This window comes from Sphingomonas phyllosphaerae 5.2 (assembly GCF_000419605.1).
In the GTDB taxonomy this organism is placed as follows: Bacteria; Pseudomonadota; Alphaproteobacteria; order Sphingomonadales; family Sphingomonadaceae; genus Sphingomonas; species Sphingomonas phyllosphaerae_B.
Genome location: NZ_ATTI01000001.1, coordinates 831212 through 848880 on the forward strand (window position 1 = coordinate 831212; position 17669 = coordinate 848880).

The following is a 17669-nucleotide window of genomic DNA, read 5'->3' on the forward strand; positions in this document are numbered from 1 at the left end:
AAAGTGCCAGCGACGTTATCAAACGAGAACTGTTCCGATCCAATAAAGGTCTGTGAGAAGTCCGGTGTGGGATTTGAATCCAGCTGGAAGACCGCCGTGCCGGAAGGGCCGGAGAAGTCGAACAGCAGCGGTGCGGCGAATGCCGGTGAAGCAACCACGATCATCGCGATCGCCGTACCAAATGCGAGCTTTTTCATACTTTCTCCCTGCCTCTCCGGGCCGAACATGACGGCAGAGATAGCGGATGGAGGTACGTTGGCGGGGAGCATAAAGATTGCAGCCAGATTTAACGAAACCCTTAGGCAGTCGCCTTTTGTCCACGGCAAGGACCTGTCGGCATAGCTGAGTGCCCGAAGCTCTCCGTCTGCCTCCCCCTCCTATGCGACAGCCAGCGGACCGAGGCGGAGATACCCTCCGCCTTGGTGCCATTTTAGCTCCGCGTGGAGGCGCGGCGACGCCTATTGCACCCATCGGATACCCGCACGGCGACGGCCGCTATCGCCCACTTGCCGCCTAAACGCGTTGCACGACGCGGGCTGAGCAGATCAGCTTCGAGACGAGAGAGCCTGCTGCAGCTTCGAGGTAAGCGCTACTCCCCTACTTGACGCAGCGAACGAGATCGGTCGAACGATCGGACCCCAGCATTCGCCGTCCGTCTGCAGAAAGGCGCAGGAGCCCCTTGGAAGGCTCCTCGCCGTCCGTAGAGATGTACTTGCTCGTGTAAGCGAGGCTGCTGGGCCCAGTCATCCGAACCTGCTTCACCTCTTCATGGTCTTCGTAGTAGACAATGGTCTTGGCGGTGACGGTAAAGCCGGCGCTGTTTTCGCCTCCACGCAGGTTGCAGTCTAAGAGCGTTAGAGCCCACTCACCCCGGAACTTGGCTGGAATCACGGAGCCTGCTTGTTCCGCTGGACCGCTTGCAAGGGCGGCGGCTGTTACGAGGATAAGTGGCAGGCTGTGCATTGTTTTCCCCAAACCGGATCGTGGCGCTCGCTATACCCGCCTGTTCCGGCATAGCCAGACCTAACGAATGCTGCTCGTTGGCAACTGTGCGCCGATTGCGGCGAACCCGTAACCGTTCAATGGCGGCCATCGGCTCCGTCAAACCAAATGCACCGTCTGGTAATCGGGTGAGGGTGGGTTAGGGCGAGATCATGCCCCGCCCGCGCAAGCCAGCCAGCCCGTTTCGCTACTTCAACTCGTCGCCGGAGGTGATCCGGCTAGTGGTACTGATGTACGTGCGTTTTCCGCTGTCGCTGCGGAACGTGGAGGATTTGCTGTTCGAGCGCGGGATCGACATCTGTCACGAGACGGTCAGGCTATGGTGGAACAGGTTCGGCCCGCTGTTCGCCGGCGACATCCGCCGGCAGCGGGTAAGCCGGATGCGCGGCTTTCGTCACTGGCGCTGGCACCTGGACGAGATGTACGTGAAGCTGAACGGCGGGCACCGTCAAACCAAATGCACCTGCTGTTAATCGGGTGAGGGTGGGGTAGGGCGGGAGCATGCCCCGCCCTCGCAAGCCAGCCAGCCCGTTTCGCTACTTCAACTCGTCGCCTGAGGTGATCCGGCTGGTGGTGCTGATGTACGTTCGGTTTCCGCTGTCGCTGCGGAACGTGGAAGACCTGCTGTTCGAGCGCGGTATCGACATCTGCCACGAGACGGTGCGGTTGTGGTGGAACAGGTTCGGTCCGCTGTTTGCGGGCGACATCCGCCGGCAGCGGGTAAGCCGGATGCGCGGCTTTCGTCACTGGCGCTGGCACCTGGACGAGATGTACGTGAAGCTGAATGGCGAGATGGTCTACCTGTGGCGGGCGGTGGATCACGAGGGTGAGGTGCTGGAAAGCTACGCCACCAGAACCCGTGACAAGGCAGCCGCGCTTGCCTTCATGAAGAAGGCGCTGAAGCGGCATGGTTCACCCGAGGCGATCACCACCGATGGCCTGCGCAGCTACCGCGCAGCGATGAACGAGCTTGGCAACGCCGAGAAGCAGCAGACCGCTCGCTGGGCGAACAACCGGGTGGAAAACAGCCACCTGCCGTTCCGACGACGAGAGCGGGCAATGCAGCGGTTCCGGCAGATGAAGACGCTGCAGAAGTTCGCCTCTGTCCACGCCAACGTCCACAACCACTTCAGCCTGGAGCGCCACCTCATCGATCGACAGACCTACCGGGAACGCCGCTCCGCCGCACTGGCGGAGTGGCAGGCGCTTGTCAGCTGAGTGCAGCCGTCAAAGGTTGGCCTGCATCGTGTGGAGAGCGGTTCGCATTAGACTGACAGCACCTTCGGGAGCGATCGCGTTTGGGATCGTCGTGTGCGTCGTCGCGCTTATCGCGCTTGTTGCAGCCGTTTCGCGTGTGCTGGTCTGCGATCCTTATGTGAACACCGTCGTGCGGATGGAGGAACTGGCTCGTGGCGACTATACAAGCACGATCCGTTACACGCACATGAAGGATTGTGTCGGTCGCATGACCAAGGCGATGGAAGTGTTTCGCGACAACGGCCAGGCCATCGCGGCTTCAGCCGCCGCCCAGCGCATGGTGGTAGAAGCGCTTGGACAAGGGCTTGGGCTGCTCGCTGACAACGACCTTACGCACCGTATCGAGAAGCCGTTCGGCGCCGACTACGAAGCACTTCGGGAAAACTTCAACCGTGCGATGTTGGCCGTATCAGACGCGATCGGCGCAGTGGCCGCCGCAACGAACGGGATTAACAGTGGGGCGGCCGATATCCGGCAAGCCTCCGACGACCTGTCGCAACGCACCGAGCAGCAGGCGGCTTCGCTCGAGGAAACCGCTGCCGCGATGGACGAGATTACCGGCACCGTCCGCAGCACCGCAGCCGACGCACGCCGGGCCAACACTGCTGTCGGTGAGGCACGTGCCGAAGCCGAAAGCTCGGGCGAAGTCGTCAGCCGCGCGGTCGATGCCATGGGCGGGATCGAGCGTTCGTCGTCGGAAATCAGCGAGATCATCAGCGTTATCGACGGCATCGCCTTCCAGACCAACCTGCTCGCGCTCAACGCGGGCGTCGAGGCAGCACGCGCCGGCGAGGCTGGCAGGGGCTTCGCGGTCGTCGCCAGCGAAGTCCGCGCACTGGCGCAACGCTCGGCCGACGCCGCGAAGGACGTGAAGGAAAAAATCAACGCGTCCGCCAAGCAGGTCGACGCAGGTGTCGCGTTGGTCAGCGAAACCGGCAGGGCGCTACAGCGGATTATCGCGCGCATCGGCGAGATCAGCGCGCTCGTCTCGACGATCGCCACCTCTGCGGAGCATCAGGCGACCGGGCTGCAACAGGTCAACACCGCCGTCTCCGAGATGGACGGGGTGACGCAGCAGAACGCCGCGATGGTGGAAGAGGCAACCGCCGCCGCGCGCAGTCTCGCCGAAGAGGCGGATCGCCTATCCGCCGAGGTCAGCCGCTTTCGCCTTGACGTCCGGACACATGCCCCCGCTGCACCCTCTGCTTCGCCTGTACATGACCTGCAGGCGCGCGCCGCTCAGGCGGGCCGCGACGTCGCCCGCAATTCACGCCGTCCGGTCGTTGGCGCCCGCGGCAACGCTCTGGCTGTCTCGACGGACGAATGGTCCGACTTCTAAAAGCCTCAGAGCGGCATCATTTGGTGGGATAGGTTGGCGAGAGTAAGTGCAACGGGGTATTTCGCGGATCCCATGGCGCAACCTTGAAGGGCAACAATGTCTAATGAATCGATCTTCTTGGACCCTTTTGTCGTCGCGTTCGCAGTTGCCGTTGGTGACCGCACTGTTACCGATACCTCGCACACGCTCAATTGATCCAAGCTTCCGTCGGACACCTGACTTTCACCTCTCCTTAGGCGAAGCGCCGCGAGCATTGTCGCGCCCTGTTAACATGTGATAGCTTGGTTGAGATTCCGTTTTAGTGAAGTGTCAGCTTCCAGCATGATCGACAACGCAGAAGGCAGACTGGCCGCTTTGGTGCAACGGCAACGTGCGCGGCTGGCGCGATTCTTCGGCCAACACGCGCCCGACAAGTCGGAAGTGCCGGACCTTGTGCAGGACGTCTTCCTGAAGCTTACCAAAACCGAGATGCCCGAAGCCTTTGAAAACGAGGCAAGCTACGTTATAAGCGTTGCACGGTCGGTGCTGACCGACCATCATCGAAGGCGGCGGGTCCGGTATGCCGGGGAACATGGCGAGATGGTCGACGATATCGTCGACATGGGCCCTCCCATCGATCATGTGCTGGATAATCGGGCGATGGCGCAGCGAGTGCGCGCCGCGCTGCTCGACCTGCCGGAGCGTACCCGCGACGTGTTCGCGTTAAAAACCTTGCAGGGAATGAGAATGGCCGACGTCGCGGACGCGCTGAACGTGTCGCTCAGCACGGCCGAGAAGCATCATGCACGCGCACTGGCGCATTTGGCCGCGCGGCTGACTGATTACCGCCGATGAGCAACGATGATCTCACCGAAGCAGGCATTTGGTTCACGCGTCTCGATACGCCGGTTCGTGACGTCGGCGGAAAGGATCGCAGCGACTTCAGCTCATGGTATCGCTCCAACGCGGAACATCGCCGCGCCTTTGCCGCGGTGGCCGCCACCGGCGTGGTGATCGCTGATCTGGCGGACGACCCCGCACTGGTCGGGATTGCGCAATCCGCCTTGGCCCGCGTGCACGCGCGACGTCGCCGCACGCGGCTCGTTGTCACGGGCGTCGTCGGAGCGCTTGTCATGGTGCCGGTGGCGGCCCTGACCTTCCGCCACTGGCAGGCCCCCGCAACGAGCACGACCGCGCCCGTGCGGGTTGTCGAGACCGGTGTGGGCGAACGACGTGAGGTGGCCTTGGACGGGAGCGTGCGCATCGTGCTGGACACCAATACTCGCGTGACTATTTCCGATGGTGCGGTCACGATTGCCGGTCAGGCTTATGCGGCGGCGGGTACGCGACCAGCGCAAGTGCGCCTGCCCGACGGAATGACCATATCCACGCAGGGGGAAGTCAATATCCGGATCGACGACGAAGGGGCGACTGTGCTGGCGGAGGGAGCGCCGGCAACGGTGCACAGCGCCGCCTCGACGACCGTGCTAGCGCCCGATCACATCCTGAGGATAAAAGCTGGGCGCAGCAGCATCGCGCGCGCGGCAGATCCGGCGGCGATCACCGGCTGGCGTAGCGGCTGGCTTTTCTTCGACGACACGCCGTTGCGCGAGGCCGCGGCGGAGATCAATCGTTACCGGCGCACCCCGATCCGCTTGTTGCACGGGACCGGCGCGTTGCGAATCAGCGGATCGTTCCGGATCGACGATACCGGCGCGTTTTTGCGCGCGGTGGGGCAAACGCTTCCCGCAAAGGTCAACGTCAGTCCGGACGGGGCCACCATCGGGATCGCACGCGGTCACCAAAAAATAAAATAGTCGGAGTATTACGGGTTTTCGGCTGACGTGCGTCTCTACGCATACAGCCGGCTCGATCACAACCAGAGCCTGGCATGGAGCGGAGAGGGTGACACGCCGGATGGGGAGGGTGATCGGCATGACGGGTCTCGCGACCCTCGCGATGCCCGTGGCCGCCCGGCCGCAGGCGCCGCAGCGGGCCGCGATCAGCGTCGAGCGGATCGATCTCGCCCGGGCGCTCAGGCAATTTTCGAAACAGACCGGCCGGCAGGTGGCCGCGCCGGCCCATCTGCTGCGCGCTCGCAAGGCGACGGCGGTTGATGGTCGAACCTCGCCGGAAGCGGCGTTGTCGCGGCTGCTGGAGGGCACTGGCCTGTCTTTCCGTACGGTCGATGGCGGCTTCGTCATCGCCGCGCCGGTTCCGGTCGTTGCGCCGCGCGCAGAGACATTTGACCCGCATGTCGCTCCCGGGCCGATGCCCGACGTCGTCGTCGTCGGCACTCGACTGGACAGTGGCGAGGCCGTCGATATCCGGCGGCGCGCGCTGCAATCCGTCAACATCCTGACTGACGACGACATCCGGCGCTTTCCCGATACGTCGCTTGCCGATGTCGCGCGCCGTGTCCCCGGCGTGCAGTTGTCGGTGCGGTCCGGCGGCGGGATCGTCACCGTTCGTGGTCTCAGCCAGGTCGAGGAGCGGCTGAACGGGCGAAACCTGTCCAGCACGACATTTCGGGGTTTCGACATCGCAGCGCTCCCCGCCGATATCGTCAGCGGAGTGGACGTCTACAAAACGCCGTCGGCCAGCCAGATCGAAGGCGGCATCGGCGGCGTCATCGATTTCCACACGCGCCGCCCGTTTGACGGCCCCGCCCGTACGGGCATGCTGACCGTCAAGTCTGCGCACGGCAATCTCGATGATCGCATTCGCCCCTATGTCTCGGGCCATGTCGGTGCCCGCGCCGATGTCGGGGCGGGGGAAATCGGATTGCTGGTCGGCGGCAGCCATCAGGGTCATGATATCGGCGGCGACATTTTCCGCGTCGAGACCAACGCTGGGCAGGCGACGCCACAGGGTGATGTGGTCGACGCACCCGCCGAGGCTACGAAACGCTATCTGCGCGGCACCAAGACGTTGACCACCGGTTACGCCGCCGCGCAATGGCGGCCGTCCGACGCGGTTGAACTTACCGCCGACCTGCTGGTCAACCGCAGCGATCTGGACTTCGCCAACGTCTCGCTGACCGCCGGGCTGGCAGACGGCGCGATAACTAGGACGTTTGCCGGTGATCGCGACGGCGATCCGGTGCGTCGGGCGACTTGGGCCAACGTTCCGCTCACGTCGGCCACGAACCATGGCATCGGGCATTTCGACGCGCGCCAATACGGGCTTAACGCGCGGGTCATCCAGGGTGCGTTGACAATCCTTGTCGACGCCGCGCTGAGCCGCACCGGCTTTCACTACGGTACGGCCGAACTGTCGCTGCGCACGACCGCATCGCTATTGTCATACGATAAGACGGGCGGGATCCCGTACTTCACGGTGGCGGGCGTCGATCCGGAACGGCCGGCGTCGTGGCGACCGGCCAGCTATGACGACGTGCGCGTCGCCAACGACAATGAAGAGGCAGCGGGCAGGGTCGACGCGATCTACACCGGCACAGGCCCAATCCGGACGGTGAAGGTCGGGCTGCGGCTGACGCAGCGACGCGTGACACAAAGGCTGGCGGTCGCGAGCGCCTATGCAGCGGACGGCGCATCGTTTTCGGTTCCGGTCGGTCCCAGTGGGTCGCGATTGTTTTCCGACCGCTATCCGCAGCCGATATGGAACGCGCCGGCACCGGGTTCGCTGGTTCCGGGCCGCGTCGAACGTACGCGAGCGTCGTTCGACCTCGCTCCAATCGTCACAAGACTGGACTATGACGGTGCCGAGACGATCGCCAATGCCTATGCGGAGGCGGGCTTCGACCTGATGCTCGGTGCGATCCCCGTACAGGGAGACGTCGGCATCCGTTATGCCGAAACCCGCGTTGCGATGCAGCGGCAGGACGGCTCCGGCGCGACGCCGGTCCGTTACGGTCACTGGCTGCCCAGCCTGAACCTGCGCGCGGAACTGGCCTCGGCCACCTACCTCCGGCTCGGCTGGTCGCGCCAGATCACGCGTCCATCCTTCGCGCAACTCGCCCCCACGACCACGATCGATTTCGTCAATGCGGTCGGGGAGGCGGGCAACCCGGTGCTGCGCCCGCTGGCAGCGACGCAATATGACGTGGTGCTGGATTATTATTTCGGTCGCCGGGGCAATGCTTACCTCGCCGGTTTCTACAAGAGTGTCTCCGGCTTCATCCGGATGCAGGCGTTGCCCGAGGAGATCCAGGGCCGCACGCTGCTGATCAACCGGCCGATCAATGCCGACGACGGCTGGATCGGCGGGATCGAGGCTGGCTACGTCTACCGCCTGACGTTCCTGCCGGGTGCATGGGCCGGACTGGGCGTACAGGCAAGCTACACGCGGGTCGCCAGCTTCCGGGTGGACAATGGTGCCGGATATCGTGTGCCGCTGGAGCAACTGTCGCGCGACAACCACGCGCTGTCGGCCACTTACGACCGCGATGGCGTGACCGCCGATCTGACCTGGGTGTGGCGCAGCCGCATTGTGGAGCTGTCGCGTGGCGACGTGGCGGGGCGGCCATTGTATCGCGATCCCTACGGACAGCTCGATGCGAACCTTTCGGTCGCACTGACGCCGCGGTTCAATGCGGTGGCGGGCGTCGTCAACGCGCTGCGACGGCGCAGCGCGGAATATTTCGGGGACGTCCGCCGTCTGCATCAGGTCTTCGTCGAAAGCCGGCGATTTCTGGTCGGGGTGACCTATCGGACGGGGGGGCCATGAACAGCGGGCACGATCCCGCCGGCTGAGCCGCCGACGTTCCGGAAACCGATCACCACACATCAAAAAACGACCCGGCACAATCGCGTGTCCGGGAGGGGGGAAGTATTATGTCGAAAATGAACCGCAACGACTGGCTCTACAGCGGCTTGTTGCTGCCGATCATCGCGGCTTGCGCCAGCACCGGTGCCGCGGCGCAGACGTCGACGACGATCGACGCTGCAGCGAACCCGGCCACCGCCGCCGAAGCGACCAGCTCGACCGCCACCGCTCAGTCCGCTGTCACGCAGGATCCATCCATCGCTGACGTCGTCGTCACCGGCCAGCGTCTCGGCTTCAGCACGACCAGCCAGATCAAGCGTGATGCGCCCCAGTCGGTCAGCGTGCTGACGACCAGCGATCTGCGCAACATCCCGGACACCATCCTGATCGATATCGTCCGGCGCGTGCCGGGGCTTCAGGTGTCGCAGGGCGGCGGCGGCGGCATCGTGTCGATTCGCGGCCTCAGCCAGACCGAGAACCGGCTGAACGGTCGCAACTTCCCGAGCGGCATCGGGCGCAACTTCGACGTCGCCACGTTGCCTGGCGACCTTGTGTCGGGCCTGGCCGTCTACAAGACGCCGACCGCCGACCAGATCGAGGGCGGCATCGGCGGCATCATCGATTTCCGCACCCGTCGCCCGTTCGATTTTGACGGTTTCGCGGGCGCTTTCACGCTGAAGGGCGTTCACACGAACCTGGACGACAAGATCGATCCGATTGCCTCGGGCTATCTCTCCAATCGCTGGGAAACCGGCATCGGTGATGTCGGCATCCTGATCGGCGGCAGTTTCCAGCGTCAGCGCAACGCGCTTGACCTGCTCACCACCAACGGAAATGCATTGCAAACCAACGCCGGCGGGACGAACGTCGACGCGCCGACCTCGGTCTACAAGCGCTACTTCTTCAACGACAAGGAACTGTCGACCGGTTACGGATCGCTGCAGTTCCGCCCGAGCGACGAGCTCGAGATGGCCGTCGACGTACTCTACAACAGCACGAGCAATCTTGGCGGCTTGCACAACCTGAGCGTCAATCTGCAGAACGGCACGCCGACGGGTGCGTTTGCGGTCCATCCGAACAGCAATGCGTTCCGCTCTGGCAACTACCGCGACGTGCCTCTCGAATCAGGGCTGGATGTGTTCGGCGCCAAGCTCGATGCGTTGCAGGCGGCTTACAACGCCACCTACAAGAACGACAACGCAACGATCAGCTTTGACGCGGCCTACACCCGCTCCACCAACAATGCGCCGGGCGGCGGCATTGCAATGCGCACCACGGCACCCACGGTCGCCTACGATGCCGACGTGCTGTACCCATCGTTCAACGTCGGCGGCGTCGACCAGACCAATGCTGCCAATTTCGCGTTCAACAATTTCTACGAGTACATCAATCGCGACAAGAGTGATGACATCGCGCTGCGGCTCGATGCGACGTACAACTTCGGGGGAACGCTGCGCACGGTCCAGTTCGGACTGCGTTACGATCATCGCGACATCGAACATACCGGGGGCTTCCGCGGCCTCCCCGTGCCTGCGAACGTCAGCGGCGTGGTAGCCAGCGGCCTGAGCGTGCAGACCGACAACAACCTGTACGAAGGCACGCCGGTCACCCAACGTCAGTGGGCGACTTTCGACAAGCGGTCGTTGTCGACCTACATCGGTTCGACGCGTCAGGTGTTCGGCATTTCGGGCGGCGTGCCCGACAGTCCGGCATCGGCCTATGACGGGCTGGAAAAGGTGCTTTCGGCGTACGGTATGGCCAGCTTCGCGGTTCCCATCCTGGGCATTCCCGTAGACGGCAACGTCGGCGTCCGCGTCATGCAGACCGACTTCACTTTGAACGGCACCACCACGAGCACGACCACGGTCGGCGGGGTGACCACGAGTGCGCTAACCCCGCAGGTGACCGGCAGCAAGTATGTCGACGTCCTGCCAAGCGCCAACCTGCGCCTGACGCTGGCCGACGAGCTGTTCCTGCGCCTGAGCTATTCGAAGCAGCTCACCCGTCCGGGCTTCGGGCAGCTGGCACCGGTTACTGTACTCAACTTCCAGGACCGCATCGGATCCTCCGGCAACCCGGCGCTTAAACCCCTGCGCGCCGATCAGCTCGATGCCTCGCTGGAATATTATTTCGGCACGGACAACAGCGTCTACGTCGCGGCCTTCTACAAGGACGTTGCCGGCTTCATTCGCAATGAAACGACCGCGGCGGCGGTGTCGGGGTTCCAGATTACCCGGCCGACCAACGCCAGTAACGGTTACGTCGCGGGTGCCGAAATCGGTTACCGGCAGAACTTCGCCTTCCTGCCGGGCGCGCTGTCGGGTCTGGGCGTGCAGGGCAGCTACACCTATGTAGAGGGTAGTCGTTCGGCTAATGCAGCCGGTTATGTCGTACCGTACGAACAGATCACCCGTAACAACTACCAGCTGTCGGGCTTCTACCGGAAGTACGGGATCAGCGCGAACGTCAATTGGGTGTGGCGCAGCCGCTTGCTGGAAGCGACCAGCAACGATCCGCGCGGTCGCCCGGATTACCGCACGCCGTTCGGGCAGCTTGATGCCAACCTGATCTACGCCGTGTCGCCACGCGTGAACCTGATCGTCAGCGGGGTGAACCTCACCCAGTCGCTGATCCGGCGCGCTTTCCAGGATGACCGCTTCTTCGCGCAGAACGCGCTGGAGAACCGCCGCATCCTCGCCGGCTTCCAGATCAAGCTGGGTGGCGGGATCTGACGACCCTTGCCGCCCCGACCACACGGCCGGGGCGGCATCACTGAACCAACATCGGAGTTGAGGATGATCGACGACACGGCTTTTTCCCGCCGAACGCTCCTGATGGGTGCTGCGGCTACATCCCTGGCCGCTGTGCCGGCGGTGGGCGCGCAACGTGCCGCGGCGGCCAATCCCGCCGGATTGCGGCTGCTCACCTCCACCGATGGTATCAACACCCCGCCGCGCGGCGGCGGCGTAATGAAGTTTAGCTTCGCCAACCCCGAACCATCCATCGATTTCGCCGGCCTGGTGTTCGGGTTCGAGATCATCACGTTCGAGAACAACTACGGCATCGATCCCGCGATGGTCAGCGTGGAGCGCGGGGACGCCACGCTGCGGCTCACCGCCACCGGCCTGACCTGGGCCGGGGGACAGCAACGCCGGCCGGGTCGCCTGGTCGCGACGATGACTCGCGGCGGCGACGGCGCGGTCGAATGGACCGTGGCCGCACAGATGGACATCCCCGTCAAAGCGGTGAAGACCCTGGTGCGCGGGCTACCGCGCGGCCGGCTGTCGATGGCTGCCGAGCAGTGGGACGACACCGGCGAGAACGAGCGCGTCTACGAATATCCCATGCTGACGGGTGGCATGGCGACGCCGTTCATGGCGATCGAGGACAAGGCGGGGAAGGTCTGGGGCATCTCCGCCCTCCAGACGGAGGTTCGCCCGGCGCGCTTCGCCTTCCTGCCCGGCCCCGACGCGTTCAAGATCGAACTGCTCTCCGAACAGGCGGGGTGGGATCGCCGGAACGCCGTGGAGACATGCCGCTGGCGGATCGCGGCGGATGCCGACATCACCGCGGCGGCACGACGGCATTTCGCTACCGTCGAGAAGAGCTGGAACATCCCGGATTTCGCCGCGCGGCAGGATGCGCCGGCGTGGATGAAGCAGCTCGCCTGCGTCGTCGCCCTACATGGCGAACATTGGACCGGATACGTCTTCAACGATTTCGCCCGCCAGCTCGAGATCCTGCGCTGGATCGCGCGACAGATCGATCCGGCGACGGTCATGGTGTTCCTGCCCGGTTGGGACGCGCGCTATTACTGGGATTATCCGGCGTTCACGCCCGGTTCGCGTCCCGGTGGGGAAGCCGGGCTGAAGCGGCTGATCCGGGAGGCGCGCAAGCTTGGCTTCCGCATTGCGCTGATGTTCGGCTCCAACGTCGCCAATCCCGCGTCTCCTGCCTTCGCGCAGGTCGCCGACGCGCGCCTGCTCGACGTCTACGGGTCGCAATTCCCGGCTAATTACGTCGACTGGGACGGCGACCGGAAGGGCGACGGGCCGATGGTCTTCATGAACCTGGGGGTCGACAGCTGGCGTCGCCACCTGACCGGTCGCATCGCCGATATGCTCGACCGCACCGGCGCCGACGCCTATTTCCTCGATATCTGCGGCCTGTGGGAAAACAACACCCAGGGCGACATGTTGCTCGGCACGCGAACGCTGGTTTCCGAACTCGCGCAGCGACACCCCGGCGTGGGTGCCGTCGCGGAAATGCAATATGACGCGCAAATGGGGTTCATCCCGATGAACCATGTGGCACGCTACCCGCTTTACCCGCAGGCGAGCGATGGCAAGGTCGCGTCGTTCAACCATCTCAGCTGGCCAGCGCCGGGACCGGGATCGACCGGCGTCCACGAGTACGGGTTCAACACCTATCGCCCTGTCACGATTGACCAGCGGCAGATCCCGACCATCACGTTTGTCGACGATAGCTTCACCGACCAGCGTGCCGCCATCATGCGCGATCTCGCGACCGCGCGGGCGCGCTTCGCGAAGCGGAACGGGCGGACATGATCCATCCGGATGGCGAGCCGTCCGGCGCGCCCGCGCGCGCGCGGGCGCGCGGAAACGAGGCGGACCATCCCGTGGAGCCGGAGGCGCGCGGATCGGGGCGGCGGTTGCGCGGCGCGATTGCATATCGTCTGGGCACCGCAATCCTCTCCGGCGAACATGGGCCGGGCGATGTCCTGCCCAGCGAGACGGAGGGCTCGGACGCTCTGCGAGTATCGCGCACCGCGTATCGCGAGGCGATCCGCACGCTCGCCGCCAAGGGGCTGATCGAGAGCCGGCCGCGCCTCGGAACGACAGTGCTGCCACGGCATCGCTGGAACATGCTCGATCCCGACGTGCTGGTCTGGACCTTCTCCGGCGAGCCCGACATGACGATCGTGCGCAATTTGTTCGAATTGCGCGCGATGGTGGAGCCGCAGGCCGCCGCGATCGCAGCGGAACGTCGCAGTCGCGCCGATATCAAGGCGATCCGCGGTGCGCTGGCTGCGATGGCGCGCCACGGGCTGGACCACGCCGCAGGTCAGGCGGCCGACTGCGCCTTCCATGACGCGATCCTTCGCGCCACCGGTAACGATTACCTGACCGTGCTGTCGAGCAGCATCGGCACCGCCGTGACGATGACCACGCAGTTTAAGCAACGTTCGCGCGCGCTGCCGCGCGATCCCATTCCCGGCCATCGCCGCGTCTTCGACGCGATCGTCGCGCAGGATCCCGTCGCGGCGGCGGCGGCGATGCGCGTGCTGGTCGATCAGGCGCTCGAGGACACGAGGCAAGCGATGGAATGACGATCGGCTGCCCCGCATGGGGAATGCCGATCGCAAGGAACGATCACGATAATGAAAACGGGCCGGACATCCGGCGGGAGAGAATGACATGACCGATGCACGACACGAACCTTGCTGCGACCACGGCGTGACGCATGAGCGAGCGGCGAACTTCAGCGTCGATCGCCGCGGCATGTTGCTGGGCAGTGCGACGCTCGGCGCGGGATTTCTGCTGCCGGGTGGTGCGGTGGCGGAGGCGGGTACCGCGATCGATTTGGCGCCGGCCGCCGTCCCGACCGCATCGACCACCGGTGAGGATCTGCGCCTACTTAAACTGTTCGACACGGCTGCGCCCGCGGCGTCGACCGACACCGCGCGCGGTATGTGGAGCGGCTGGCCCCATCGTGACACGCAATGGATCGACCTCACCTGGACCGCGCCGGTCACGACCGGGCGGATCGAGGTCTATTGGGCGATCGACGGCAGTGAGGTGGCGCTGCCCAAGCGCGCGCAATTGTCGCGCTGGGACGGTGACCGCTACGTCCCCGTGCCGCTGCGCCGCCCGCCGACGTTGGGTAACGACGTGTACGACACCTTCGAGTTCGCACCGCTCAGCACGGATCGGCTGCGGCTGGAGGTGGAGCCGGTCGCCGGCAAGTCCGTCGGCGTGCTGCGCTGGCGGGTGCTGAGCGCGGGCGCGTTGCCGGCGCTGGCGCCCGCCATCGCCGCGGGAGTCGACCGTAGCGTGATCGTCGGCGGGCGTACCTATCTCGCCGCCGATGCGCGCTGGGTCAGGCGCGGCAGCGGCGACGCGCTGCGCTGGAGCAAGGTCAGCGGCCCGGGCGAGGTGAGCTTCGCCAACCCCGCCGCAGCGCAGACGGCGGCGCGCTTCTCGCAGGCGGGCGATTACGTGCTGAAGCTGGCGGGCAACGCCGGCGACCTGACGTCCGCCTCCACCGTGCACGTACGCGCGGTGGCGCCCCCGCCGGCCAAGCGACTGGACGTGGTCTATACGACGCCGTGGTCGGTCGACAATCCGATGTGGAGCGCCCGGATCAAATCGCTGATCGTCGGCTGGATTCCGCATTGTGTGAACTATTGCGAGCGGACTGACTTGGCGACCGGCCAAGGCGGGATCGACAATTTCGTCGAGGCGGCCAAGGCGCTGCGCGGCGAGCCGCACGCCGCACACAAGGGCTTCGTCTTCTCCAACGCCTGGATCCACCAGACCGTGGAATCGATGTGTCTGGCGCTGATGGTGGATGCTGGCGGCGATGCCGAGATGATCGCGGCGCAGACCGCGATGCGTGCCACGCTGGAGCGCTGGATCCCGATCATCCTCGCCGCGCAGGAGCCCGACGGCTATCTCCACACCGCCTACACGCTGGCCGATCGCGCAAAATGGCCGAAGCGCTGGTCGCCCGAACATCGCGGCGATCACGAGGGTTATGTCGCCGGCTATTTCATCGAATCCGCGATCAACCATCACACGTTGACCGGCGGCAAGGATCTGCGCCTGTACAATGCCGCGAAGAAGCTTGCGGATTGCTGGGTCGCGCATATCGGGCCGGGCAAGCAGGCATGGTTTGATGGCCATCAGGAAATGGAACAGGCGCTCGTCCGCTTCGGCCGGTTCGTCAACGACGTCGAAGGCGGCGGTCGCGGTGACGGCTATATCGCCCTCGCCCGCTTTCTGCTCGATTCCCGGGAGGGCGGCTCCGAATACGATCAGAGCCACGTACCGCCGATCCGCCAGTACGAAGCCGTCGGCCATGCCGTCCGCGCCGTTTATTTCTACTCGGGCATGGCGGACATCGCCGCCGAAACCGGCGACGTCGATTACCAGAGCGCGGTCGTGTCGCTGTGGGATAACATGGTCAACCGCAAATATTACGTTACCGGCGGCGTCGGCAGCGGCGACACTGCGGAGGGCTTCGGCGTCGATTATGCGTTGAAACATGACGCCTATTGCGAGTCATGCTCCAGCTGCGGGCTGATCTTCTTCCAGTACAAGATGAACTTGGCCTATCACGACGCTATGTTCGCTGATCTATACGAGGAGACGATGTACAACGCCCTGCTGGGATCGGTGGGCGATGACGGCAAGAGCTTCTGCTACACCAACCCGCTGGACGGCACCGAGCGTGCGAAGTGGCATTCGTGCCCGTGCTGCGTGGGCAACATCCCGCGCACGCTACTGATGGCACCGACCTGGGCCTACGCCAAGGCACCGGGGGCATTGTTCGTGAACCTGTTCATCGGCAGCCGCATCCAGGTCGGCGAAGTTGCGGGCACCTCTGTCGAAATGGTCCAGGAAACGGATTATCCGTGGAAGGACGGAGTCGCGATCACGGTCAATCCGGCCGAAACGCGCGCCTTTGCGGTGCACGTTCGCGTGCCGGATCGCGCGACCAGCGCTCTCTATACCGCGACCCCGGCGGTCGGCGGGCTGGAGCAATTGACGGTCAACGGTCAGCCGGTCGCCGCTTCGATCGAGAATGGCTATGCGGTGATCCGCCGAACGTGGAAGGCGGGCGACCGGGTCGCCTTCGCCGTGCCGCTGACGGTGCAACGCATTCGTGCGAGCGACAAGGTGGTCGCCACCCGCGGACAGCAGGCGTTTCGTTACGGGCCGCTCGTCTACGCGTTCGAGGCCGTCGATCAGGCGAACCTCGACCGCATTACCACGACGATGCCGAAGCCGAAGTGGCAGCCCGACCTGCTCGGTGGGACGATGACGCTGGAAGGTAGCTGGCAAGACGGCAGTCCGATGCGCGCGATCCCGTATTACCAGCGCGGCAACCGCAGCAGCGATCCGATCCGTGAGTTCCCAATTGCCGACGGATCGGTCAGCTACGCGCCCGGCGGCGCACAACTGGTCGCCACCGCCGTGGTTGCCGAAGCGCCGCCGCAAACGGTGCGCGTCTGGGTGGCCGACGAACAACGCGGCTGAACGCTCCGGTCGGCCGATGGCCGATTTCTTTATGATGGCGTCGCCCGAATCGGACGGCGTCATCGCGAGCGGAGCGACATGCGACATCGGGGGCGACGCCGCCATGCCCCTGTTGTTCCGTTCGTCATGACCTTCGCAGCAACGCTGGGTGTGACAGCTCGAAGTCAAGGTCACTACACAAGCTCGTCCTGCAAGCTCGAATGGCCGTCGGATGATACCGTAAACGCGGATATGATACCCGTTACTGGAATAAGCAACTGCCTTGCAGGGACGGTTACACGAGCAAGAGCAAATGCGCAGCGATTTAGGGGTCGGCGAATGTATGGATATCCAGGGCTGCCAATAGAGATCGAGGTTGGTGTCAGTTACGGCAATAGGAAGCCGTACCTCGCACACCCACCGATAATAGCACAGATACTGGCTGAATTTTATACAAAAATGAACATTCGCGGGCTCCGAATATTCAATGGGAATATCAGCAGATTCTTGGTGTTCTGCTTTTTGCTTCGTACCAGCTTGTCGTGCCCCTCAAAGGATAAGTCAATCTCGGTTCATTCAACTGCCCTATCGCTTGGGCGGCCATTTGAAACCACGCGGCGCCATGTCAATGCGTTTGTCGAGTCGGGCATTTGCGAGCGGACGTCGCTAGGCGTCACAATCGCGCCGAAGGTGCGGTCGCACCCGGGAATACGCAAACACCTTTGTTACGCCCATAACTGTTTCGTTGAGCTGGTTGCGAGCGGAGTCTCGAGTGGTATATTCACCATTCCGTCCTTCAGTTTGGTGCGCGGCTTCTCAGTGGAGGATGGGGCGAGCGGCGCGGCTGATATGATGCTCGCAATACTCGACACTAATCGATGGATGTTTCCGGAGGCACTCGACCTTGCAATCTTCTCCGCAGTCCTTCACGTAAACTTGCAGCGTCACAATGCGGACGGTCTGATCCGGGCCGGCTTACAACCAAGGCACGCGGTGCATGTGACGTATATCGCTCGCCTTTTGAAGGTGCCTGAATCTACGATACGTCGCCGGACTGCACCGCTGACTGGACCCGGCTTACCTTTCCTGCGCCTATCAACTGG

Annotated in this window: 9 protein-coding genes and 1 pseudogene; all 10 read left to right on the forward strand. The window is 64.2% G+C overall.

The genetic code is table 11. The features are described from left to right. Nucleotides 1–1154 precede the first annotated feature (1154 nt). Nucleotides 1155–1442 (forward strand): annotated as a pseudogene (locus SPHPHY_RS19185) (IS6 family transposase); the annotation flags it as partial. Nucleotides 1443–1503: 61 nt separating this feature from the next. Then, the gene (locus tag SPHPHY_RS0104040) at nucleotides 1504–2220 is read left to right on the forward strand and encodes an IS6 family transposase (protein ID WP_022685419.1); all 717 of its coding nucleotides are present in this window, start codon (nucleotides 1504–1506) and stop codon (nucleotides 2218–2220) included. Between the two features lie 157 nt (nucleotides 2221–2377). Beyond that, nucleotides 2378–3598 (forward strand): methyl-accepting chemotaxis protein, encoded by a 1221-nt coding sequence (locus SPHPHY_RS19190; RefSeq protein WP_419554951.1) that lies wholly within the window; start codon nucleotides 2378–2380, stop codon nucleotides 3596–3598. A 321-nt stretch (nucleotides 3599–3919) separates the two neighbouring features. Further along, nucleotides 3920–4432 (forward strand): RNA polymerase sigma factor, encoded by a 513-nt coding sequence (locus SPHPHY_RS19195; protein ID WP_022685421.1) that lies wholly within the window; start codon nucleotides 3920–3922, stop codon nucleotides 4430–4432. Continuing rightward, the gene (locus SPHPHY_RS0104055) at nucleotides 4429–5394 is read left to right on the forward strand and encodes a FecR family protein (protein WP_022685422.1); all 966 of its coding nucleotides are present in this window, start codon (nucleotides 4429–4431) and stop codon (nucleotides 5392–5394) included. The genes SPHPHY_RS19195 and SPHPHY_RS0104055 overlap by 4 nt, the downstream gene beginning before the upstream one ends. Before the next feature lie 118 nt (nucleotides 5395–5512). After that, nucleotides 5513–8266 carry a TonB-dependent receptor gene (locus SPHPHY_RS0104060; RefSeq protein WP_196802109.1) on the forward strand — a complete coding sequence of 918 codons (2754 nt, stop codon included), beginning with the start codon at nucleotides 5513–5515 and terminating at the stop codon, nucleotides 8264–8266. Between the two features lie 107 nt (nucleotides 8267–8373). After that, the gene (locus SPHPHY_RS0104065; RefSeq protein ID WP_081645229.1) at nucleotides 8374–11037 is read left to right on the forward strand and encodes a TonB-dependent receptor; all 2664 of its coding nucleotides are present in this window, start codon (nucleotides 8374–8376) and stop codon (nucleotides 11035–11037) included. 63 nt (nucleotides 11038–11100) lie between these two features. Then, nucleotides 11101–12873 carry a hypothetical protein gene (locus SPHPHY_RS0104070; protein ID WP_022685425.1) on the forward strand — a complete coding sequence of 591 codons (1773 nt, stop codon included), beginning with the start codon at nucleotides 11101–11103 and terminating at the stop codon, nucleotides 12871–12873. After that, entirely contained in the window at nucleotides 12870–13655 is a 786-nt protein-coding gene (locus SPHPHY_RS0104075; RefSeq protein WP_022685426.1) for a FadR/GntR family transcriptional regulator, read from the forward strand. The genes SPHPHY_RS0104070 and SPHPHY_RS0104075 overlap by 4 nt, the downstream gene beginning before the upstream one ends. An 88-nt stretch (nucleotides 13656–13743) precedes the next feature. Further along, on the forward strand, nucleotides 13744–16587 hold the full coding sequence (locus SPHPHY_RS19200; RefSeq protein ID WP_022685427.1) for a glycoside hydrolase family 127 protein: 2844 nt from the start codon (nucleotides 13744–13746) through the stop codon (nucleotides 16585–16587). Nucleotides 16588–17669 lie beyond the last annotated feature (1082 nt).

Excerpts from the sequence above, each read along its gene's own strand:
- SPHPHY_RS0104055 (WP_022685422.1), top strand. The coding sequence starts at position 4,429 with ATGAGCAACGATGATCTCACCGAAGCAGGCATTTGGTTCACGCGTCTC.
- SPHPHY_RS0104060 (WP_196802109.1), top strand. The coding sequence starts at position 5,513 with ATGACGGGTCTCGCGACCCTCGCGATGCCCGTGGCCGCCCGGCCGCAG.
- SPHPHY_RS0104070 (WP_022685425.1), top strand. The coding sequence starts at position 11,101 with ATGATCGACGACACGGCTTTTTCCCGCCGAACGCTCCTGATGGGTGCT.
- SPHPHY_RS0104075 (WP_022685426.1), top strand. The coding sequence starts at position 12,870 with ATGATCCATCCGGATGGCGAGCCGTCCGGCGCGCCCGCGCGCGCGCGG.
- SPHPHY_RS0104065 (WP_081645229.1), top strand. The coding sequence starts at position 8,374 with ATGTCGAAAATGAACCGCAACGACTGGCTCTACAGCGGCTTGTTGCTG.
- SPHPHY_RS19195 (WP_022685421.1), top strand. The coding sequence starts at position 3,920 with ATGATCGACAACGCAGAAGGCAGACTGGCCGCTTTGGTGCAACGGCAA.
- SPHPHY_RS0104040 (WP_022685419.1), top strand. The coding sequence starts at position 1,504 with ATGCCCCGCCCTCGCAAGCCAGCCAGCCCGTTTCGCTACTTCAACTCG.
- SPHPHY_RS19200 (WP_022685427.1), top strand. The coding sequence starts at position 13,744 with ATGACCGATGCACGACACGAACCTTGCTGCGACCACGGCGTGACGCAT.